22 protein-coding genes are annotated in these 19,855 nt (G+C 72.6%); 5 read left to right on the top strand and 17 right to left on the bottom strand.

Going from position 1 to position 19,855, the window contains the following annotated elements:
* Positions 1 to 163 precede the first annotated feature (163 nt).
* Genes fadD1 through ACAX67_RS06695 form a run of 4 tightly spaced genes read right to left on the bottom strand, consistent with a single transcriptional unit; the run spans position 164 to position 4,656 of the window.
* On the bottom strand, positions 164 to 1,744 hold the full coding sequence (gene fadD1, locus ACAX67_RS06710) for a fatty-acid--CoA ligase FadD1 (RefSeq protein ID WP_370703036.1): 1,581 nt from the start codon (positions 1,742 to 1,744) through the stop codon (positions 164 to 166).
* The gene (locus ACAX67_RS06705; RefSeq protein ID WP_370703035.1) at positions 1,737 to 2,690 is read right to left on the bottom strand and encodes an alpha/beta hydrolase; all 954 of its coding nucleotides are present in this window, start codon (positions 2,688 to 2,690) and stop codon (positions 1,737 to 1,739) included. Before ACAX67_RS06705 ends, fadD1 begins: the two co-directional genes overlap by 8 nt.
* Positions 2,687 to 3,331, bottom strand: coding sequence for a TetR/AcrR family transcriptional regulator (locus ACAX67_RS06700; protein WP_370703034.1), 645 nt, complete (start codon positions 3,329 to 3,331; stop codon positions 2,687 to 2,689). The genes ACAX67_RS06705 and ACAX67_RS06700 overlap by 4 nt, the downstream gene beginning before the upstream one ends.
* Positions 3,328 to 4,656, bottom strand: a complete 1,329-nt coding sequence (locus ACAX67_RS06695; RefSeq protein WP_370703033.1) for a flavin-containing monooxygenase — start codon at positions 4,654 to 4,656, stop codon at positions 3,328 to 3,330. The genes ACAX67_RS06700 and ACAX67_RS06695 overlap by 4 nt, the downstream gene beginning before the upstream one ends.
* 30 nt (positions 4,657 to 4,686) lie before the next feature.
* Here ACAX67_RS06695 and ACAX67_RS06690 point away from each other — a divergent pair, with 30 nt between their 5' ends.
* Genes ACAX67_RS06690 through ACAX67_RS06680 form a run of 3 tightly spaced genes read left to right on the top strand, consistent with a single transcriptional unit; the run spans position 4,687 to position 7,336 of the window.
* Positions 4,687 to 5,442, top strand: a complete 756-nt coding sequence (locus ACAX67_RS06690; protein ID WP_370703032.1) for an SDR family NAD(P)-dependent oxidoreductase — start codon at positions 4,687 to 4,689, stop codon at positions 5,440 to 5,442.
* Positions 5,439 to 6,245 (top strand): SDR family oxidoreductase, encoded by an 807-nt coding sequence (locus tag ACAX67_RS06685; protein ID WP_370703031.1) that lies wholly within the window; start codon positions 5,439 to 5,441, stop codon positions 6,243 to 6,245. Before ACAX67_RS06690 ends, ACAX67_RS06685 begins: the two co-directional genes overlap by 4 nt.
* A complete protein-coding gene (locus tag ACAX67_RS06680) occupies positions 6,242 to 7,336 on the top strand; it encodes a hypothetical protein (protein WP_370703030.1) in 1,095 nt (364 codons plus the stop codon). Before ACAX67_RS06685 ends, ACAX67_RS06680 begins: the two co-directional genes overlap by 4 nt.
* On the opposite strand, the gene ACAX67_RS06675 is transcribed toward ACAX67_RS06680, so the two are convergent.
* The 13 genes from ACAX67_RS06675 to paaA all read right to left on the bottom strand — a co-directional run bounded on the left by ACAX67_RS06675 (position 7,288) and on the right by paaA (position 17,052).
* Complete coding sequence (locus tag ACAX67_RS06675; protein WP_370703029.1) at positions 7,288 to 8,247, bottom strand: alpha/beta fold hydrolase; 960 nt, start codon at positions 8,245 to 8,247, stop codon at positions 7,288 to 7,290. The genes ACAX67_RS06680 and ACAX67_RS06675 overlap by 49 nt on opposite strands.
* Positions 8,248 to 8,291: 44 nt before the next feature.
* Positions 8,292 to 8,960, bottom strand: coding sequence for a PAQR family membrane homeostasis protein TrhA (gene trhA, locus ACAX67_RS06670; RefSeq protein ID WP_370703028.1), 669 nt, complete (start codon positions 8,958 to 8,960; stop codon positions 8,292 to 8,294).
* Positions 8,961 to 9,050: 90 nt separating this feature from the next.
* Entirely contained in the window at positions 9,051 to 9,464 is a 414-nt protein-coding gene (locus ACAX67_RS06665) for a hypothetical protein (protein WP_370703027.1), read from the bottom strand.
* 54 nt (positions 9,465 to 9,518) lie between these two features.
* Positions 9,519 to 10,322, bottom strand: coding sequence for an enoyl-CoA hydratase/isomerase family protein (locus ACAX67_RS06660; RefSeq protein ID WP_370703026.1), 804 nt, complete (start codon positions 10,320 to 10,322; stop codon positions 9,519 to 9,521).
* Positions 10,319 to 10,762: a hydroxyphenylacetyl-CoA thioesterase PaaI gene (gene paaI, locus ACAX67_RS06655; protein ID WP_370703025.1), complete on the bottom strand. Its 444-nt coding sequence runs from the start codon at positions 10,760 to 10,762 to the stop codon at positions 10,319 to 10,321. Before paaI ends, ACAX67_RS06660 begins: the two co-directional genes overlap by 4 nt.
* On the bottom strand, positions 10,756 to 11,580 hold the full coding sequence (locus tag ACAX67_RS06650) for a 3-hydroxyacyl-CoA dehydrogenase family protein (protein WP_370703024.1): 825 nt from the start codon (positions 11,578 to 11,580) through the stop codon (positions 10,756 to 10,758). The genes paaI and ACAX67_RS06650 overlap by 7 nt, the downstream gene beginning before the upstream one ends.
* A complete protein-coding gene (locus ACAX67_RS06645; RefSeq protein ID WP_370703023.1) occupies positions 11,577 to 12,317 on the bottom strand; it encodes an enoyl-CoA hydratase/isomerase family protein in 741 nt (246 codons plus the stop codon). Before ACAX67_RS06645 ends, ACAX67_RS06650 begins: the two co-directional genes overlap by 4 nt.
* Positions 12,314 to 13,480, bottom strand: a complete 1,167-nt coding sequence (locus tag ACAX67_RS06640) for a thiolase family protein (RefSeq protein WP_370703022.1) — start codon at positions 13,478 to 13,480, stop codon at positions 12,314 to 12,316. Before ACAX67_RS06640 ends, ACAX67_RS06645 begins: the two co-directional genes overlap by 4 nt.
* The gene (gene paaE, locus ACAX67_RS06635) at positions 13,473 to 14,519 is read right to left on the bottom strand and encodes a 1,2-phenylacetyl-CoA epoxidase subunit PaaE (protein ID WP_370703021.1); all 1,047 of its coding nucleotides are present in this window, start codon (positions 14,517 to 14,519) and stop codon (positions 13,473 to 13,475) included. The genes ACAX67_RS06640 and paaE overlap by 8 nt, the downstream gene beginning before the upstream one ends.
* Before the next feature lies 1 nt (position 14,520).
* Positions 14,521 to 15,012, bottom strand: a complete 492-nt coding sequence (gene paaD / locus ACAX67_RS06630; RefSeq protein WP_370703020.1) for a 1,2-phenylacetyl-CoA epoxidase subunit PaaD — start codon at positions 15,010 to 15,012, stop codon at positions 14,521 to 14,523.
* On the bottom strand, positions 15,009 to 15,857 hold the full coding sequence (gene paaC / locus ACAX67_RS06625; RefSeq protein WP_370703019.1) for a 1,2-phenylacetyl-CoA epoxidase subunit PaaC: 849 nt from the start codon (positions 15,855 to 15,857) through the stop codon (positions 15,009 to 15,011). Before paaC ends, paaD begins: the two co-directional genes overlap by 4 nt.
* Positions 15,858 to 15,865: 8 nt before the next feature.
* On the bottom strand, positions 15,866 to 16,159 hold the full coding sequence (gene paaB / locus ACAX67_RS06620) for a 1,2-phenylacetyl-CoA epoxidase subunit PaaB (RefSeq protein WP_370703018.1): 294 nt from the start codon (positions 16,157 to 16,159) through the stop codon (positions 15,866 to 15,868).
* Positions 16,156 to 17,052 carry a 1,2-phenylacetyl-CoA epoxidase subunit PaaA gene (gene paaA, locus ACAX67_RS06615; protein WP_370703017.1) on the bottom strand — a complete coding sequence of 299 codons (897 nt, stop codon included), beginning with the start codon at positions 17,050 to 17,052 and terminating at the stop codon, positions 16,156 to 16,158. The genes paaB and paaA overlap by 4 nt, the downstream gene beginning before the upstream one ends.
* A 123-nt stretch (positions 17,053 to 17,175) precedes the next feature.
* Between paaA and paaZ the strand changes: the two genes are divergently transcribed.
* Together paaZ and ACAX67_RS06605 are read left to right on the top strand one after the other, a co-directional pair.
* Positions 17,176 to 19,212: a phenylacetic acid degradation bifunctional protein PaaZ gene (gene paaZ, locus ACAX67_RS06610; RefSeq protein WP_370703016.1), complete on the top strand. Its 2,037-nt coding sequence runs from the start codon at positions 17,176 to 17,178 to the stop codon at positions 19,210 to 19,212.
* 10 nt (positions 19,213 to 19,222) lie between these two features.
* Positions 19,223 to 19,852, top strand: coding sequence for a TetR/AcrR family transcriptional regulator (locus tag ACAX67_RS06605; protein WP_370703015.1), 630 nt, complete (start codon positions 19,223 to 19,225; stop codon positions 19,850 to 19,852).
* Positions 19,853 to 19,855 lie beyond the last annotated feature (3 nt).

Here is a 19,855-nt window from a genome sequence, read left to right as displayed (position 1 = left end):
TCGAGTGCTGACCCGCACCCTCGCCCAACTGGGGCCGATTCCTATCCCGAAACCCATAGGGGGAGGCTAGGTTGCCCAGCCCGCTCCTGTTCACGCTTTCGGAGTGCCATGACATGCGGCGGATTGCCCCGACAACGCCGCGCCGCATCCGAGTGATAACCCATCACACCAGGACGTCGTACGCCCTGCCCCTCTCCTCGCGCTCCCAGACGGGATCGGCGGTGTCGAGGCCCTCAGCGCGCAGGGCGCGCTTGATCACCTTGTTGGTCGCGGTGGTCGGCACCTCCGTGGCGAGGCGGACGTAGCGCGGCCAGGCCTTCGGCGAGAGGTCGGGCTGCTCGGCGAGGAAGGCCTCGAGGTCGGCAGGCTCGAGCTTCGCGTCGTCACGCAGCACGAGCGTCGCCATCAGCTGGTCGCCGACGCGGGGGTCGGGGACGGCGTACACGCAGGCCTGGCTGATCGCGGGGTGGCGCAGCAGCAACGCCTCGACGGGGGCCGCGGCGAGGTTCTCGCCGTCGACCCGCAGCCAGTCGTCGGTGCGGCCGGCGAGGTAGACGAAGCCCGCCTCGTCGCGGTAGCCGAGGTCGCCGGACCAGTACATGCCGCCGTCGAGCCGGGCGGCGGTCGCGGCCTCGTCGTTGTAGTAGCCCGAGAAGAAGCCCGCGCCGGTGGTGTTCACCAGCTCGCCGACGCACTCCTCGAGGTTGGTCACGGCACCACTGGCGTCGAAGGCCGCGCGCGGGCACTCCGTGCGGGTCGCGCGGTCGTAGACGGCCACACCGTCGAACGGCTGTCCGATCGAGCCTGGGGGCGTGTCGTCGGTGCGGGTGATGATGACGGCCGTCTCGGTCGACCCGAAGCCGTCCCACACCGTGCAGCCGAAGCGCCGGCCGAACTCCGCGATGTCGCGGTCGGAGGCCTCGTTGCCGAAGGCCACGCGCAGCGGGTTGTCGGCGTCGTCGGGCTGCTCGGGGGTGGCGAGCACGTAGGCCAGGGGCTTGCCGACGTAGTTCATGTAGGTGGCGCCATACGCGCGGATGTCCGGCAGGAAGCGCGTCGCGCTGAACTTCCGCGCGAGCGCGATCGTCGCTCCCCCGCACAACGCCGGGGCGAAGGACGACATCACGGCGTTGGAGTGGAAGAGCGGCATCGCGCAGTAGCAGACGTCGGCGGGCGTGAGCGCGTACTTCTCCGCGAGCACGCTGCCGGCCATCACCACCATGAAGTTGCTGACCTGCACGGCCTTGGGATCGCCGCTCGTGCCCGAGGTGAAGATGAGCATGAAGGTGTCCATCGCGCCGGCCTCGGGGAAGCCGTCCACCCCCCGCGATGCCGCACCGACGAGCGAGGCCCACTCCGCGCCGTCGGTGTCGACGACTCGCGCTCCGCCCAGGTCGAGGCGGTCGAGGAGCGGGAGGTGCTCGGCGTCGGTCAGCAGCACCTGGCAGTCGGCCCGTCGTACGTCGGCGGCGAGCGCCGCACCCCGACGGGTCGCGTTGATGCCGGCCGTCACGTGCCCGCCGACGGCGCCGGCGAGGAGCGCGCGGAGCATCTCCGGCGTGTTCTCCATGAGTACGCCGACGTGCAGCGGCCGTTCCGGGTCGGCCCACGACCGGAGGACTCGCGCCCGCGCCGCGGCGTCGCCGACCGTCTCGGCCCAGGTCCACCGTTCGTCGCCGAACGCGAGACCCGCCGCTGCGCTGTCGGCCAGTGCGCGCACCAGCTGCTGGACGGTCTCAGGCATCGACGGCCTCCCGCGCGGCGTCGGGTGCCGCGGCCGGCGTGAGGTGGCGGGTCAGGAAGGAGACCGCGTGCGTCAACGCCGGTCCGTGCCACGGCTTGCCCTCGAACACGTCGAAGTGGTCGCAGGGGTAGTGCCGCACCTCGGCCCTGCCCTTGAACGCCGCCTTCGCCGCGGCATGGGGCGGCGCGCTCTGGTCGAAGTCGGCGATCTGGACGAGCAGCGGACACGCCACGCGCGCGGCGGCCGCCAGCGGCTTGCGCGAGCCGAGCTCGAGAGCGACGTCGGCCGCGATCTCGTTGCGCCAGGTCGGGCCGGCGATGGAGAGGTAGTCCTCGAGCGCTCCGGGCAGCGTCAGTGCACCGACCTCGCCGGGCCGTGCGACGACCGGGATCATGACCGGCCCGCGACCCGCACGCGCGGCCACCCGGCCCCGGATGCCTCGCCCGGTCGCCCGCAGCAGCTCGCTCGTCGAGTGGGTCGCCTTCGCGTGCACCGCGGCCGCGACGCCGTCGACCATCGGCACCAGCGCGACCACGGCGGCGACGTCGGCCCGGTCGGCCGCGGCACGCAGCACGTGGCCGCCGGCGAGCGAGACGCCCCACAGCACGATCCGGTCCGGGTCGACGTCGGGCAGGGCCGCCGCGGCGGTCATCGCCGCACGGTAGTCGGTCAGCTGGCCCTCCAGCGAGACGGTCTGCCGGGGGGAGCCGCCGCTGCCGCCGAACCCGCGGTAGTCGAAGAGCAGCACGTCGAGCCCGGCCGCGGCGAACCCGCGCGCGAACGGCTCGAGCCCGGAGTCGCGGGTGCCGCCCAGCCCGTGGGCCATGACGACGACCGGGCGTCCGGCGTCCGTCGCGAGGCCGTCGTGCTCGGCGGCGAAGTGCCACGCCTCGCAGGTCGTGCCGTCGGAGGTGAAGGTCAGGGTCTGCGGTGCGATGCGGGTCACGAGGTGCTCCCAGGGGTGCCGTAGAGACTGCTGAGCCAGATGAAGACGAGCGAGTCGATGTGCTGCTCGCGCGGCGGTCCGGAGCCGAGCGAGTGCCGCTCGAGCGCGTGGTCGTTGAGATCGAGGAGCACGGCGGCGAGGGCTGCCGCGGGGGGCCCCTCCGCGGCCCGGCCGGCCGCCCGCTCCGTCTCGATCATGCCGGCGATGACGCCAGCGAAGTCCGCCCGGCCCGCGTCCCACATCTCGCGCACGGTGGGGCTCGACGCCCGCGCCTCGAGCAGGGCCCGGTAGGTGTGCGCACTCGTGTCGACGGAGTCGAAGAGCAGGGTGATCGCGGCCCGGACCCGCTCCTCGGGGTCGCCCTCCGCCTTGACCAGCAGCTCGTTGACGTCGAGGGCGGCGTCGTACAGGTCCTGCAGCAGTGCCATCACCGCCATCGCCTTGGACTCGAAGTAGAAGTAGAAGGCCGATCGCGTGACGCCTGCCCGCCGCGAGATCTCCGCGACGTTGATCTCCTCCAGGGTCTGCTCGCGGAGCAGCCCGTCGAACGCCTCGAGCAGGGCGACCCTTCGCGCGTCACCGCGGTTGGGGCCGCGCCGGTCGACGAGCCGGTCCCAGCTGTCCCCCGCCGGCGTGCTCATCGCCCGCCCTGCCGAGCCAGCGCGCGCCGGCGCCCGGCCGGGATCTCCCGAGCACGGATGTCGTGCTCGTAGATGAAGTAGTCGACCTGCTGGGTGTGCCGCGGCGTCTTCAGCACGTGGCCGATGTACTTCGCCTCGTCCTCGACGATCACCCGCTCCATCTCCGCCACCGGCGGCAGCGCGTAGGCGCCGACGAGGTGGGCGGCGGCGAGCCGCGCCTGCGACTCCACGAACGGGAAGAGCGTCGGCGTGGCCTGGGCGAAGCCGACGAAGGTCAGGTCGTCGATGCCCGGCTTGTACATCCGCTTGTAGAGCGGGAAGTGGTTGTCGGGCGCGCTCAGGAAGCCGGGATCGAAGAACGGGAAGGTGATGTTGTAGCCGGTCGCCCACACGATCACGTCGAAGTCGTCGCTGGTGCCGTCGACGAAGTGCACCGTCGACCCGTCGAGCCGGCTGATGTCGGGCTTCGGCGTGACGTCGCCCGAGCCGAGGCGCAGCGGCAGCTCGACCGACTGCGTCGGGTGGGCCTCGAAGAACTTGTGGTTGGGCGCGGGCAGCCCGTAGAGCGCGCCGTTGGAGCCGTTCATCGGCTGGGCCAGCTGCATGATCTTGCGCTGCCACGAGAGCGGGAGGTACGGCGTCGTGCGGTACATCGTGTCGGCGGGCTTGCCGTAGACGTACTTCGGCACGATCCAGGCACCGGAGCGGGTCGACAGCGTCAGCTGTGTCCGCAGCGACTTCGACGAGAGCTCCACCGCGATGTCGGCCGCGCTGTTGCCGAGGCCGACGACGAGGATCCGCAAGCCGCTGAAGTCGATCGGCGTGCGCGGGTCGATGTAGTGGTGGGAGTGCAGCGTCTGCCCGGTGAACTCACCCGGGAAGTCGGGGTAGCGCGGGTCCCAGTGGTGGCCGTTGGCGACGACGAGGTGGTCGAAGCGTCGGGTGGCGCCGGCCTGGTCGGTGATCTCCCACCCGCCTCCGTCGAGACGGACTGCGCGCGCGACGCCGTTGCCGAACTCGATGTGGCGCCGCAGGTCGAACGCGTCGGTGTAGGCGTCGAGGTAGTCCTTGATCTGGGTGTGGTGCGGGAAGTCCGGGTAGTCCTCCGGCATCGGGAAATCGCGGAAGGACAGGCGGTCCTTCGACGTGTCGATGTGCAGGGACCGGTAGGCGCTGCTGTGCCCGTTGGGGTTGCCGAACGCCCAGTTGCCGCCGACCCGGTCGGAGGTCTCGAAGCAGGTGTAGGGCACGCCGTAGTCGCTCAGCATCTTGCCGGTCGTGAGGCCACTGATGCCGGCGCCGATGATCGCAGTCGTGGGGTTCACACGCCCCACGGTATGGGCTACTTTTGACGCGTGTCAATCAATACCGACGAGCGTCAGAACCCGATCACGATCGTGGTCGGAGGCGCCTCCGGCATCGGCGCCGCCACCGTCGCGGACCTCCGCACGCACGGTCACACGGTGGTCGTCGCCGACCTCCACGCCGGCGAGGGGGAGGTCGCGGTCGACGTCACCGACGAGGCCTCCGTCGCCGCACTCGTCGACGGCGTGGTCGCCGAGCACGGCGGGTTCACCGGCGTCGTCAACTGCGCGGGCGTCAGCACCCTCGGCCTGGTCGTCGAGCACGATGCCGCGGAGTTCCGCCGCGTCATCGACGTCTGCCTCACCGGGGCGTTCCTCGTGCTCAAGCACGCCGGCGCACGGATCGCGGACGGCGGGGCCATCGTCTCCCTCTCCTCGCTCAACGCCCGCCAGCCCGGCACCGGCATGGCGGCGTACTGCTCTGCGAAGGCCGGCCTCGTCATGCTCACCCAGGTCGCCGCGCTCGAGCTCGCGGCCCGGCAGGTGCGGGTCAACGCGGTCTCCCCCGGCCTGGTGGTCACCCCGCTCACCGCGCCCGCCATGGACATCCCCGGCATCCGCGACGACTACCTCGCCAACACCCCGCTCGGCCGCAGCGGCGAGCCCGAGGAGATCGCCGCGCTGCTGCGCTTCCTCCTCTCCGACGACGCCCGCTGGATCACCGGCGAGAACATCGACGTCAACGGCGGCGCCCACCTGCAGCGCTACCCCAACCTCCACGGGCTCGTGATGAAGGCCTTCTCGTGAGGTCCAGGACCATCCCGACGGGCTCGTACGACGGCAAGGTCGCCGTCGTCACCGGGGGCGGCTCCGGCATCGGCGCGGCCCTGGTGAAGGCGCTGCGCGCCGCGGGCGCGACCGCGGTCGCCGCAGACCTCCGACCACCCGCCGACGGGGTCGAGCTCGACGTCACCGACGCCGCCGCCGTGCAGGCACTCGTCGACGACGTGGTCGCCGAGCACGGTCGCCTCGACCTGATGTTCAACAACGCCGGCATCAGCCTCATCGGCGAGACCCAGGACCTCACCCTCGCCCAGTGGGACGCGATCATCGACGTCAACATCCGCGGCGTCGTGCACGGCGTGGCGGCCGCCTACCCGCAGCTCATCCGGCAGGGCGGCGGCCACATCGTCAACACCGCGTCGATGGGCGGTCTGATGGCAGCCGGGTTGCTGACATCGTACGTCATGACCAAGCACGCCGTCGTCGGCCTCTCCCTCGCCCTCCGCTCGGAGGCCGCCGCCCACCACGTCGGCGTCACCGCCGTCTGCCCGGCGGCGGTCGACACCCCGATCCTCGACAAGGGCCAGTTCGGCAAGGTGCGCGGCCGCGACTACTTCCTCAAGGGCCAGGGCGTACGGCGTCCGGTCGATCCCGACCGCCTCGCGACCCGGGTGCTCGCGGCGGTCGCCGCCGGCGAGGCGCTCGTGATCGAGCCCGTGCAGGCGCGTCTCGCCCACCGGCTCCAACGGCTGGCGCCGGGCCTCACCCAGCGGGCCTCGATCAGGTTCGTCGACCGGCAGCGGCGGCTGGCCGAGCAGGCCCGATGAGCGTCGACTGCGAGGCGGCGGCGGAGCAGGTCACGCGCGGCCTCGGCTTCGACTGCCACGACGTCAGCCCGGTGATCTCGGTGCGCAACCCGTTCGAGCTGGCCAGCGGCACGATGCCCGTGCTGGAGCTGCTGGTCGTCGCCGGTGCGGTCTGGGCGCTGGTCCACGCGGTCCGGCGCCACCGGCAGGGCGACCCGGTCAACCTCGCGATCTGGTGCGCCTCGCTGGTCTACCTCTTCGTCACCGAGCCGCCGCTCTACTTCCCGGAGTGGTTCGGCCTCGACCACCAGTACGGCTTCATCTTCGCCCACAACCTGTTCACCGTGCAGTTCATGTGGGACCGGCTGCCGCTCTACATCGTCGCGATCTACCCTGCGTTGAGCCAGCTCGTCTACGAGGTGGTGCGCGTCCTCGGGGTCTTCCGCCACCGCGGCCCCCTGGTCGGCGCCGTCCTCGTGGGCTTCGTGTGCCAGGTCTTCTACGAGGTGTTCGACCAGCTCGGCCCGCAGCTGCGCTGGTGGGCCTGGAACGACGCCAACACCGACGTCAACCACCCGGCACTGGCGTCGGTGCCGATGACGAGCATGCTCCTCTTCGCCTCGGTGTCCTTCGGCGTGCTGACCTACCTCTGCGTGAAGGTCGGCGGCTCGCTGCTCCGGCGGGTCCTCGTCGCGGGCCTGCTCACGCCGCCCTCGATGGCGCTCTTCGGCATCCCGTCCGGGCTGTTCACCGGGCACGTCGAGGCGCAGGCCTGGGTGCTCGGCGTGGAGCTCGCGCTGGTGTGGGCCGCAGGCCTGTGGCTGCTCGCCGACGTCGTACGGCGGCGCGCCGCCCGGCCGCCCGACCCGATGACGCCGTTCGCCCGCATCTACCCCGCGGCCTACCTGGCGGGGATGGCGGCGCTCTGGCTGGTCGCCCTGCCGGACGTCCTCGGCGCCGAGCACGGCATCACCGACGACGGCACACCGGTCGGGAGCGGGTGGTACACGGCGCTGTGCTTCGCCGGCGCGCTCCTCGTGCTCGCGGCTCTCGCCACCCGGACCTACGCGGCCGCGGCGCGCGCCGACCAGCCGTCGAAGAGCCTCAGGTAGCTCGCGGCGTCCTCCATCATCAGCGCGTGGCGCCGGTCGTCGAGCACGTGACCCTCCCAGTCGGGCCGCGCAGCGAGCACCGACCGCAGCACCTTGGCCGGCACCAGCGCGTCGCGGGTGCCGCCGAGCACGAGGGTCGGGGCGGTCAGTCGTCGTACGGCCCGCCACACCCGGCGCGGGTCGGCCCACAGCGCGGAGATCGACCTGGTCGCGGCGAGCAGCGCGCGGCGCCGGTCGACGCCCTCGACGTCCTCGGCGAAGTCGGCGGCCATCAGGTCGAGCACCGCCCGGTCGACGCCGTCGGGGTCGGCGTAGATCAGCTTGAGCATCGCGCGGTTGCGCCGCGCGTCGAGCGCCGGGCCGGCGAGCCCGACCGTGCCGAGGGCGAGCGCAGTCAGCGAGGAGACCGCGATCGGCACCATCCCGTCGATGGTGGCGCGGCTCGGGCAGAGGAAGCCGAGCGGCGTGCGCGGCGGCAGCGCGGGCGAGACCAGCACCAGCTGGTCGACCCGCTCGGGGTGCTCGGCGGCGAGCAGCACCCCGATGAGACCGCCCATCGAGTTGCCGTGCAGCGTGAAGGAGTCCCAGCCGAGCGCGTCGGCGACCTCGAGCACGAAGGCGACGTAGCCGTCGATCGTCAGCGGGTCGTCGTCGCCCACCGGCGTGCGACCGAAGCCGGGGAGGTCGACCGCGACCACCGGTCCGCGCGCGGCGAGCCCCTCCATCACCTCGATCCAGGTGACCGACGAGCCGCCGAGCCCGTGCACGAGGAGCTGGGGCTCACCAGCCGGCCGCCCCGATCGCGACCGCCGGTCGGGCGTGCGCAGCACTCGCACCTGGCGGCCACCCACCTCCAGGTAGGTGTCGGTCACGGACGGCCAGGCGGCCAGCAGGGTGCTCACATCAGGCATGGTTCCCCCTCCCGGGCCTCGTCATCCTCCTGACGCGCCGCGTCTCACGCCCCGAACAGCAGGTAGACCCCTGCGCAGTGGGCCACGAAACCGGCCGCGGTGAAGGCGTGGAAGACCTCGTGGAAGCCGAACCAGGCCGGCCAGGGATCGGGCCGCTTGCGGGCGTAGACGACCGCCCCGACCGAGTAGAGGAGCCCACCCACGAGCAGCAGCGCCAGCGCCGCGGGGCGTCCGGCACCCAGCAGCTGTGGGGTGAACCCGATCGCCACCCAGCCGAGCGCGAGGTAGGAGCCCGTCGTCGCCCACCGCGGCGCGCGCGGGAAGCCGAGCCGGAAGACCGCGCCGACGGCCGCCCCCGTCCAGGCCAGCGCGAGCATGACGACGGCCGAGACGCCGGAGAGCAGCAGCACCGCGAACGGCGTGTAGGACCCGGCGATGAGGACGTAGATCGTGGCGTGGTCGATGCGCTGCAGCCAGCGCCCGATGGGCGAGGGCCACTTGCGGATGTTGTAGAGCGCCGACACCGCGAAGAGCAGCAGCGACGAGCCCGCGAAGACCGCGGTCGCGATGCGCTCCGCCTCGGAGTCGGCGAGGTGCACCAGCACCAGCCCGGTCACCAGGGCGGCCGGGATCAGCGCGGCATGGACCCAGCCGCGCGTGCGCGGCCGCGACCTCGCGACGACCTGCGGCGCCGTCTCGACGACAACGGTCATGATCGACCTCCCCCCGTTGTCCACGACGTTAGCCGGGGACCCGAAGCCGGGACGACCTCCCGCCGTCCGGAACGGTCTGGTCCGGAAGGACTAGCCTCCGTGCCTGAGGTCTCCCGGCAGGCGTCGTGCCGCCTCCTGAGCGGCGTCGTGCTCGCTCCGTCCGACCGGCAGGACGATCGCACCGGCGCCCTTCACCCACCAGTAGCGCGGCCCACCGAAGTCCGGGTGACGCGTGAATCGACGCTCCTGGGCCGCGCTCGTGAAGGTGATGATGGTGACGCGCTCGTGCGCGATGTCGCACCTTCCCGCGTCGTGATAGCCCGTGAGGGCGCCGTACACGAAGATGTTCCCGCAGCCGATCTCGCGCGCGACGTGGCGGAAGGACTCGCCGTAGTGCTGCCGGTGTCCGGTTCGCGCGCCGTTCGCTGCCTCAGCAGAAGGAGCGAGCGGACTGGCGGCGAGCGCTGCAGCGAGGACGGCCACCGCCCCGAGACGAAGGTTCATGGCGACCATCCTCGCCGAGGGCGGGCGGTCGCGCCGGCGGTTCGCCGATCTTGCTCAGCGGCCGCTGAACGTCGGCCGCTCGCGGTCGAGGAACGCGCGTACGGCGCCCGCGTGGTCGGCCGTCAGCCCGAGCCGCGCCTGGGCGTCGCCCTCGGCGGTGAGGGTCTCGGCGAGCGGTCGCGAGATCCCCTCGGCGAGGAGCCGCTTCGACTCGGCGTACGCGAGCGTCGGGCCGGCGGCCAGCCGGGTCGCGGTCCTCGTGGCGGCCGCGAGCACGTCGTCGGCGGCGACCACCTCGCCGCTGATGCCCCACGCCACCGCCTCCTCAGGGGTGAAGTTACGGCCGAGCAGGACGAGCTCGCGGGCCTTGGCCTCCCCCACCGCACGCGGCAGCGTGCCGGCGAGGCCGGAGTCGCACGTCAGGCCGATGGCGGAGAACGCGGTGCCGAGCGTGGCGCCGTCGGCGAAGACCCGCAGGTCGCAGGCGAGGGCGAAGCCGAGGCCGGCGCCCACACAGGTGCCGTTGACGGCCGCGACGACGGGCTTCGGCATCGTGGTCAGCGAGACGACCACCGGCGTGTAGTGCTCGGCCACGGTGTCGAACGCCGTCGCGGCGTCCGCCTCGAGCGCAGCGGCATGCTCACCCAGGTCCTGGCCGACGCAGAAGGACCGGCCGGCGCCGGTCAGCACCACGGCCCGCACCTCCGGGTCGGCGCCGACCTCGGCGAGCGCCGCGACGAGCGCGTCCTTGAGCTCTCGGGTCAACGCGTTGTGCCGGTCGGGCCGGTTGAGGGTCACCGTGGCCACGCCGTCGGCGCGGTCGACCGTGACGGGCTGGGTCGCGGGCTGGTCGGTCATCGTTCCTCCTCCAGGACGGGCCGGCCGAGGGAGCGGCTGCGACCGCGGAACTCCGCGACCACAGTGTCACCGCGCCGGACGGTGACGTCATAGATACCGGACCGGCCGCGCAGCGCGACCTCCCGGGCGTGGGCCACCAGGTGGTCGCCGGCGTGGGCGGCCTCGAGGAAGTCGACCTCGAACCCCGCCGCCACCGTGACCACGCCGTGGCTGTTGCAGGCGAACGCGAAGGCCGAGTCGGCGAGCGTCGAGACCAGACCGCCGTGCGCGATGTCGTGACCGTTGACCATGTCGGGCCGCACCACCATGGCCAACGTGGCCTCGCCCGGCCCGACGTGCTCGATCGTCATGCCGAGCGCCTTGCTGGCGTGGTCGTTGGCCCACATCGCCTCAGCGCACCGACGCGCGGTCTCCGCCGGCCCGAGGTCGCCGCTCACCACGCGTAGAACCCCTGCCCGGTCTTGCGGCCGAGCTCGCCGGCGGCCACCTTCTCGCGCAGCAGCCGGGGCGGGGCGAACCTCGGCCCGAGCTCGCGCTCGAGGTGCTCGGCGATCGCGAGGCGTACGTCGAGCCCCACGATGTCGGTCGTCCGCAACGGACCCACGGGGTGCCGGTAGCCGAGCGTCATCGCGGTGTCGATGTCGGCCGCGCTGGCCACGCCCTCCTCCAGCATCCGCATCGCCTCCAGCGCGATCGCGACACCGAGCCGGCTGCTCGCGAAGCCGGGCGAGTCGGTCACGGTGATGGCGGTCTTCCCGAGACCGGCCACCCACTCCTGGGCGCTGGTCACCAGACCGGGCGCGGTGCGCGCGCCCACGACGACCTCCACCAGGTCGCTGACCGGCACGGGATTGAAGAAGTGCAGCCCGACCAGCCGGGACGGGTCGGGGAGCGCGTCCGCCAGGTCGTCGATCGACAGCGAGCTGGTGTTGCTGCCGATCGCCGCGTCGGGCGCCGCCTCGGCGATCCGGGCGAGGACGCCGCGCTTGAGGTCGACGAGCTCCGGCACTGCCTCGACGACGAGGCCGCAGCCGGCCAGCCCCGCCGCGTCGGTCACCACGGTGACGGTGCCGCTGGCCGCGACGCCCTTCTCGGCCGCCTTGGCCAGGCTCCTCTCGACCCGCTCCCGCGCGCCGGCCGCCGCCGTCTCGTCGCTCTCGACGACGGTCACGGTGCTGCCGGCCACCGCGAAGGCATGCGCGATCCCGGCGCCCATCCGGCCGCCGCCGTACACGCCGATCGTGGTGGGCAGGGTCATCGCTTCTCCTTGCGGTCGAGGAAGGCGGTCATCCGGGCCTGCTTCTCCTCGGTCTCGAAGAGCACGGCCTGGGCCACGTCGTCGATGAGCGGGTGCGCCTCGCGCGGGGCGTGGAAGACCGACTTGGTGAGCCGTACGGCGAGAGGGGCCTGCGCCGCGATGCGGTCCGCGAGGCGGTGGCCCGCGGGCTCGAGGTCGTCGGCCTCGACCACGTCGTTGAGGAGGCGCACGGCGACCGCCTCGTCGGCGTCGAGCACCCGGCCCGCCAGCAGGACCTCCTTGGCCAGCGGCTCCCCCACCAGCTCGCGCAGCCGCCAGGCGGCGCCCGCCGCGGCGAGGATCCCCAGTCCCGGCTCGGGATTGCCGATCTTCGCGGTCGGCGTGCCGATCCGGAAGTCGCAGGCGTAGGCGAGCTCGGCCCCTCCGCCGAGGGCGTAGCCGTCGACGAGGGCGATCGTCGGCATCGGCAGCTTGTGGATGCGGTCGAAGATGCCTGAGTTGATGCCGCGCAGGGCGTCGTCGCGACGCCGCTCACGCAGCTGGGCGATGTCGGCGCCCGCGGCGAAGGTGCGGCCCGAGCCGACGATGATCGCGACCCTCGGCGTCTGCTCGAGGTCGGCGCACGCCGCGTGGAGGGCGTCGACCAGGGCCTGGTCGATCGCGTTGCGGACCTCGGGCCGGTTGAGACGGAGCACGACGCGGTCGTCGTGCTCCTCGACGAGCAGCGGGGCGCTCACACCGTCTCCAGGAGGAGCGCCGAGCCCTGCCCGACCCCGACGCAGAGGGTCGCGAGCCCCCGGTCGACGCCCTCGCGCAGCATCCGGTTGAGCAGCGTGATGGTGATCCGCGCGCCCGAGCAGCCGAGCGGGTGGCCGAGGGCGATCGCACCGCCGTCGGCGTTGACGACGGCTTCGTCGAGCCCGAGGTCGCGGATGCACGCCAGCGACTGGGAGGCGAAGGCCTCGTTGAGCTCGACCGCGCCGAGGTCGCCGACCGACCATCCCGTGCGCTCGAGCACCTTGCGGGTGGCCGGCACCGGCCCGATCCCCATGATCTCCGGGGCGACCCCGGCGCTCGCCCCGGCGACGACGCGCGCCTTGGGGGCGAGACCGTGCCGGTCGGCGTACGCCTCGCTCACGAGTACGACGGCGGCCGCCCCGTCGTTGAGCGAGCTCGCGTTGCCGGCGGTGATCACGCCGCCAGGACCGTGGACCGGCCTGAGCGCGGCGAGCCGCTCCAGCGTCGTGTCGTCACGTGGCCCCTCGTCCTGGGTCACGTCGCCGACGGCGACGAGCTCGGCGTCGAAGCGCCCGTTCTTGCGCGCGTCCACCGCGCGCTGGTGCGAGCGCAGCGCGAACGCGTCGAGCTCCTCGCGGGTCAGCCCCCAGCGCTCGGCGACGCGCTCCGCGGTCTGCGGCATGGTGAGCGTGGTGTCCTCGTCGAAGGCGGGGTTGGTGAAGCGCCAACCGATCGAGGTGTCCCAGGAGCGGCCGGGCTTCGCCCACGCCCGCGCGGGCTTCTCGGTCACCCAGGGCGCCCGGGTCATCGACTCGACGCCACCGGCGACGACGACGTCGGCGTCGCCGGCCGCGATCATCTGGCGCGCTGTGGTGATGGCGGTCAGGCCCGAGGCGCAGAGCCGGTTGACCGTGAAGCCCGGGACGGTGTCGGGCAGCCCGGCGAGCAGGGTCGCCATCCGCGCGACGTTGCGGTTGTCCTCACCGGCCTGGTTGGCGGCCCCGAGGACGACCTCGTCGACGTCGGCCGGGTCGATGCCGGTGCGCTCGACCACCGTGCGCACGACGAGCGCCGCGAGGTCGTCGGGGCGGTGGGCGGCGAGAGCGCCGCCGTAGCGGCCGATCGGGGTGCGCACCCCGTCGAGCAGGAAGGTCTCAGGCATCGAAGTCCACCGTCACGTCGGGGCTGACCGGGAAGGTCTGGCAGGTGAGCACGAAGCCGCGGTCGACCTCGTCGGGCTCGAGGGCGTAGTTGCGGACCATGTCGACCTCGCCGTCGCACACCTGGGCGCGGCAGGTGCCGCACACGCCGCCCTTGCAGGCGAACGGCAGGTCGCTGCGCACCTGCTGCGCGGAGTCGAGGATCGTCTGGTCGCGCTGCATCGGGGTCGTCGTCGTGCGCCCGTCGAGGGTAATGGTCACCTCGCTCGTCACGCCGTCGACGACGCGGTCGGCATGGCGCAGCTGCGGCGGTGGCTCGTCGACGTAGAAGAGCTCGAAGTGGATCCGCTCGGCCGGGACGCCGAGCTCGGCGAGCACCTCGCGCGCGTCGGACAGCATGCCGAACGGACCGCACAGCCAGACGTGGTCCATCTCGGCGACCGGCACCAGCACGGTCAGCAGCCGGCGCAGCCGGTCGGCGTCGAGCCGTCCGGAGAAGAGGTCGACGTCGCGCGGCTCGCGGGAGAGCACGTGCATCAGGTCGAACTGCCGGTGGTGGGCGTCCTTCAGGTCCGCGAGCTCCTCGGCGAACATCACCGACGTCGTGGTGCGGTTGCCGTAGAGGAGGGTCAGCTCGGTGTCGGGGTTGGCCAGCACCGACGCGGCGATCGACAGCATCGGCGTGATGCCCGACCCGGCCGCGATGCACAGGTGCCGGCCGCCCTCGGCGGGGTCGGCGCGGAAGCTGCCCGAGGGCGGCTGCACCTCGACCCGCTCCCCCGGCCGGACCTGGTGGACCAGCCAGCTGGAGAAGAGGCCCCCGGGAATCTCCCGCACGCCGATGCGCGGGCGGTCGCCCACGGGCGCGCAGATGGAGTAGGTGCGGCGGTGCTCGACGCCGTCGATCACCCGCCGCAGGGTCAGCGACTGGCCCGCGTGGAAGTCGAACAGCTCGCGCAGGTCGTCGGGCACGTCGAACGTCACGGCGACCGCGTCGTCGGTCAGCCGCTGCACGTCGGCGACAGCGAGGTCGTGGAACACCTCAGATCTCCTTCACGTGGTCGAAGGGCTCCAGGCACGCCCGGCAGCGGTACATCGCCTTGCACGCCGTCGAGCCGAACTCCGAGGTCAGCGCGACGTCGTCGGACGCGCAGCGCGGGCAGCGCACGGCGCGGCGGGTCGGGGTCAGCTGCAGAGCGACCGGCCCGTCGCGCCGGGGAGCCGGGCCGGGCGGCGAGATGCCGGCGTCGGCCAGCGCCGACCTGCCGTCCTCGGTGATCCAGTCGGTCGTCCACGGCGGGTCGAGCGCGACCGTGACCCGCACGTCGTCGTACCCCTCCTGCCGCAGGCGGTGCACCAGGTCGTCGCGCATGGTGGCCATGGCCGGGCAGCCGGAGTACGTCGGCGTGATGGCCACGACCACGGCGTCACCGTCGGTCGTGACTTCGCGCAGCACCCCGAGGTCGGCGAGGGTCAGCATCGGGAGCTCGGGGTCGACGACGGTCGCGGCGACCTCCCAGGCGTGCGTGCTCACCACAGGCCCATCGGGTGGGCTCGGGCGACGCTCTGCATCTCGGCGAGCAACGGGGCGAGGTGCTCGGTGTGGCCCTCGACCGCCGCCGGCTGCACGTCGGGCGCGGCCACGCCTGCGGTCGCGAACACGTGGGCGAGCACCGCCTCGGCGTCGGCGTCCGCCCCCAGCTCGTGCCGGTGGGCCCACACGTGCGCCAGCCCGGCCTCGAGGCGCCGCCGGGACTCCTCGGTGCCGCCGGCGAGGGTCAGGAACCACCGGCCCGCGAAGTCGCGGTGGTAGGCGAGCTCCTTGACGCCCTTCGCCGCGACCGCGCGCAGCACCGCGTCGGCGTGGGTGGAGAGGCGCTCGAACAGCGCGAGCCGGTAGGTCGCGAAGACCAGCACGCGGCAGATCGTCTCCGCGAAGTCGCCGTTGGGCAGCTCGGCCAGCGGCACGTTGCGGAAGTCGGCGGCGTCGCGGAAGAAGGCCAGCCGGTCCTCGTCGGGGACCGGCGAGCCCTCGGGCAGCGCGGGCACGACCGAGGGGTCGGCCGCGGCGGCGCGGGCCAGCAGCAGGCGCGCCTGGCCGAGCAGGTCGAGCGCGATGTTGGCCAGCGCGATGTCCTCCTCGAGGTCCGGCGCGCGGCTGCACCACTCGGCGAGCCGGTGGGAGAGGACGAGCGCGTCGTCACCGAGGGCGAGGCAGTACGACGCCAGCTCGGTGGCGTCGACCCCCACCGGGACCGTCGTGTCGACGCCGGCCAGCGGGTCCTCGAAGTCGGTCCCGAAGGCCCAGTGCTGGTCGTTGACCAGCAGGCCGTCGTACGCGCTCTCGTGGTCGTCGGGCTGGTGCGTGTGGATCGTCATCAGGCCGCTCACATGTGGGGGACGTCGTCGGGGATGACGTAGAAGGTCGGGTGGCGGTAGACCTTGTCGCCGGACGGGGCGAAGAGCGGGTCCTTCTCGTCCGGGCTCGATGCCGTGATCGCCTCGGACCGGACCACCCAGATCGACACGCCCTCGTTGCGCCGCGTGTAGACGTCACGGGCGTGGCGCAGCGCCATCTGGTCGTCGGCCGCGTGCAGCGAACCGACGTGCACGTGGTTGAGCCCGCGCTTGCCGCGCACGAACACCTCGTAGAGCGGCCACTCGGCCCTGGTCCCGGTCATGCCTGCTCCTTCTCGCTGAATGCCGTCGCCGCCTCGCGCACCCAGGCACCGTCGTCCCAGGCCTGCTTGCGGTGCGCGATGCGCTGCTGGTTGCAGGGGCCGGCGCCCTTCACCACGGCCCAGAACTCGTCCCAGTCCAGCTCGTTGTCGGGCAGCGTCACCCCGAGCGCCTCGGCCTGCGGGGCCGACATCTCGATGAAGCGCGCGCGCAGCTCGTCGTTGGTGTGGGTCTTGATGCCCCAGGCCATCGACTGCTCGGTGTTGGTCGAGTCGGCGTCGGGCGGGCCGAACATCATCAGGGCCGGCTTCCAGAACCGGTTGACCGACTCCTGCACCATCGCGCGCTGCTCGTCGGTGCCGCGCATCATCGTCATCAGCAGCTCGAAGCCCTGCCGCTGGTGGAAGGACTCCTCCTTGCAGATGCGGATCATCGCCCGCCCGTAGGGGCCGTACGACGTCCGGCACAGCGGCACCTGGTTGCAGATCGCCGCTCCGTCGACCAGCCAGCCGATGGTGCCGACGTCGGCGTAGGAGAGCGTCGGGTAGTTGAAGATCGAGGAGTACTTCTGCGCGCCGGAGATGAGCATCTCGGTCAGCTGCTGCCGGGAGACGCCGAGGGTCTCGGTCGCGGAGTAGAGGTAGAGGCCGTGGCCGGCCTCGTCCTGCACCTTCGCGAGCAGGATCGCCTTGCGGCGCAGCGAGGGCGCGCGGCCGATCCAGTCCCCCTCCGGCTGCATCCCGATGATCTCGGAGTGGGCGTGCTGGGCGACCTGGCGCACGACCGTCCTGCGGTAGGCATCGGGCATCCAGTCGCGCGGTTCGATGCGGTCCTTGCGCGCGACGGTGGCGTCGAAGTGGGCCTGCAGCGAGGCCTCGTCGACCACGGACGTCATGGATCCTCCAGCGGGTCTGCGTCTATTTACTGACCGAACGTTCTGTATTACTGTGACACAGCCAGGTCGGGTCGCGCAACGGCCCCCAACCCCTCATTGAGACCGACCGGAAGGATGCGCACCGTGAGCGCACTGCTCGAGAGCTACGCCGCTGGCGGCTGGTACCGCGCCGAGGACGAGACCGGGGAGCCGATCCTCGACGCCGCCACCGGCGAGGAGGTCGCTCGGGTCTCCACCCGCGGGCTCGACTACGCCGCGATGGTGCGCCACGCCCGCGAGGTCGGCGGCCCTGCGATCCGGGCGCTCACGTTCCACGAGCGCGCCGGCCTGCTCAAGGCGGTCGCGAAGAACCTCGGCGAGCACAAGGACGCGCTCTACGCCCTCTCCTTCCGCACCGGCGCCACCCAGCGCGACTCGATGGTCGACATCGACGGCGGCATCGGCACGCTGTTCTCCTACGCGAGCAAGGGCGCGCGCGAGCTGCCGAACGACGTCGTCGTGCTCGACGGCGCCACCGAGCGCCTCGGCCGCGAGGGCAGCTTCCTCGGACAGCACCTCTACACGTCGCGCCCCGGCGTCGCCGTGCAGATCAACGCCTTCAACTTCCCCGTCTGGGGCATGCTCGAGAAGCTCGCGCCGGCGTTCCTCGCCGGCCTGCCGAGCATCGTGAAGCCGGCCAGCCAGACGGCGTACCTCACCGAGGCCGTGGTCCGGCTCGTCGTCGACTCGGGCATCCTGCCCGAGGGCTCGCTGCAGCTGGTCAGCGGCAGCGCCGGCACCCTGCTCGACGAGCTCGGCGAGCAGGACGCGGTCGCCTTCACCGGCTCCGCGCACACCGCCGGCATCCTGCGCAACCACCCGTCGGTGCTGCACCGGGGCGTGCGCCTCGGCGTCGAGGCCGACTCCCTCAACTGCTCGATCCTCGGCCCCGACGTGAGCACCGACGACCCGGAGTTCGAGCTCTTCGTCAAGGGCGTGGTCACGGAGATGACCGTCAAGGCCGGCCAGAAGTGCACCGCGATCCGGCGCGCGATCGTGCCCGAGGCGATCGCCGACGCGGTCGTCGAGGCGATCAGCGCCCGGCTCGCCAAGATCACCGTCGGCAACCCTGCCAGCGAGGGCGTGCGGATGGGCGCGCTCGCGAGCCTCGCCCAGCGCGAGGAGGTGCGCAAGGCGATCGAGGCCCTGCGCAACAGCGCCGACGTCGTGTACGGCGACCCCGACCGCGTCGACGTCGTGGACGCCGACCCCGAGGCCGGTGCGTTCCTCTCGCCGGTGCTGCTGCGCGCCCGGCCGGGCGCGGTCGAGCCGCACGACGTGGAGCCCTTCGGACCGGTGAGCACCGTGCTGACCTACGGGTCCGTGGCCGAGGCGATCGAGCTCGCCGCGCGAGGCAGGGGCAGCCTGGTCGCCTCGCTCGTGACGCACGACCCGGCCGTGGCGCGCGAGGTCACCCTCGGGCTCGCGCCGTGGCACGGGCGACTGCTCGTGCTCGACCGCGACGACGCGGCCGAGTCGACGGGCCACGGCAGCCCGCTCCCCGTGCTCGTCCACGGCGGCCCCGGCCGCGCGGGCGGCGGCGAGGAGCTCGGTGGCATCCGCGGCGTGCTGCACCACATGCAGCGCACCGCCGTCCAGGCCTCCCCCGACATGCTGACCGCGATCACCGGCCGCTGGACGACCGGGTCGCAGCGCACCGTCGAGGAGACCCACCCGTTCCGCAAGTCGCTCGCGGAGCTGCGCATCGGCGACAGCATCGTCACCGCCGAGCGCCGGGTGACGCTGGCCGACATCGACCACTTCGCCGACTTCACCGGCGACACGTTCTACGCCCACACCGACCCCGAGGCCGCGGCGGCCAACCCCCTGTTCGGCGGCATCGTGGCTCACGGCTACCTGGTCGTCTCGCTCGCCGCCGGGCTGTTCGTCGACCCCGACCCGGGTCCGGTGCTCGCCAACTTCGGCGTCGACGACCTGCGGTTCCTGACGCCGGTCAAGGCCGACGACGTGATCCAGGTGACGCTGACCGTCAAGCAGATCACCCCGCGCACCAGCACCGACTACGGCGAGGTGCGCTGGGACGCAGTCGTCACCAACCAGGACGGCGCCCCGGTCGCCACCTACGACGTGCTCACCCTCGTCGCGAAGACCTGGTCCTGACCGTGGGACGATGACCGCCATGAGCCCGACCGGTCCCGCCGAGCGGCGGCGGCTGCCGTCGGGCGACGTGCGGCCGACGTACAACCTCGAGACCCTGCTCGACGTCGCGGTCCGGGTCTTCACCGAACGCGGCTACGACGGCACCAGCTTCCAGCACCTCTCGCACGCCTCGGGGCTCTCGAAGTCCTCGATCTACCACCACATCGAGAGCAAGGAGCAGCTGCTTCGGCTGGGCCTCGAGCGCGCGCTGGAGCCGCTCATGGCCAGCACGACCGAGGACGGCGCGACGACCGGGTCCGCGATGCAGCGCCTCTCCTACCTGGTGCGGCGCAACGTCGAGATCCTCTCCGAGCGACTCCCCTACGTCACGCTCCTGCTCAACGTGCACGGCAACACCGAGACCGAGCGCTGGGCGCTGGGCCAGCGCCGCGACTACGACAAGATCGTCGCCGGCGTGGTGCAGGAGGCGATCGACGAGGGCGACGTGCGCGCCGACGTCGACGCGCGTACGACGGCCCGGCTCGTCTTCGGCATGATCAACTCCGTGCGCGAGTGGTACCGCCCGGAGCGCGGCGTGACGCCCGACGAGCTCGCCGAGCTGGTGACCTCGATGCTGCTCGACGGGATCCGGGCCCGCTGACGC

Origin of the sequence: Nocardioides candidus (assembly GCF_041321175.1) — a bacterium.
Classification (GTDB): Bacteria; Actinomycetota; Actinomycetes; order Propionibacteriales; family Nocardioidaceae; genus Nocardioides.
Note: the sequence above shows the minus strand (reverse complement) of the source record. Positions and strands in the feature narration are given on the sequence as shown.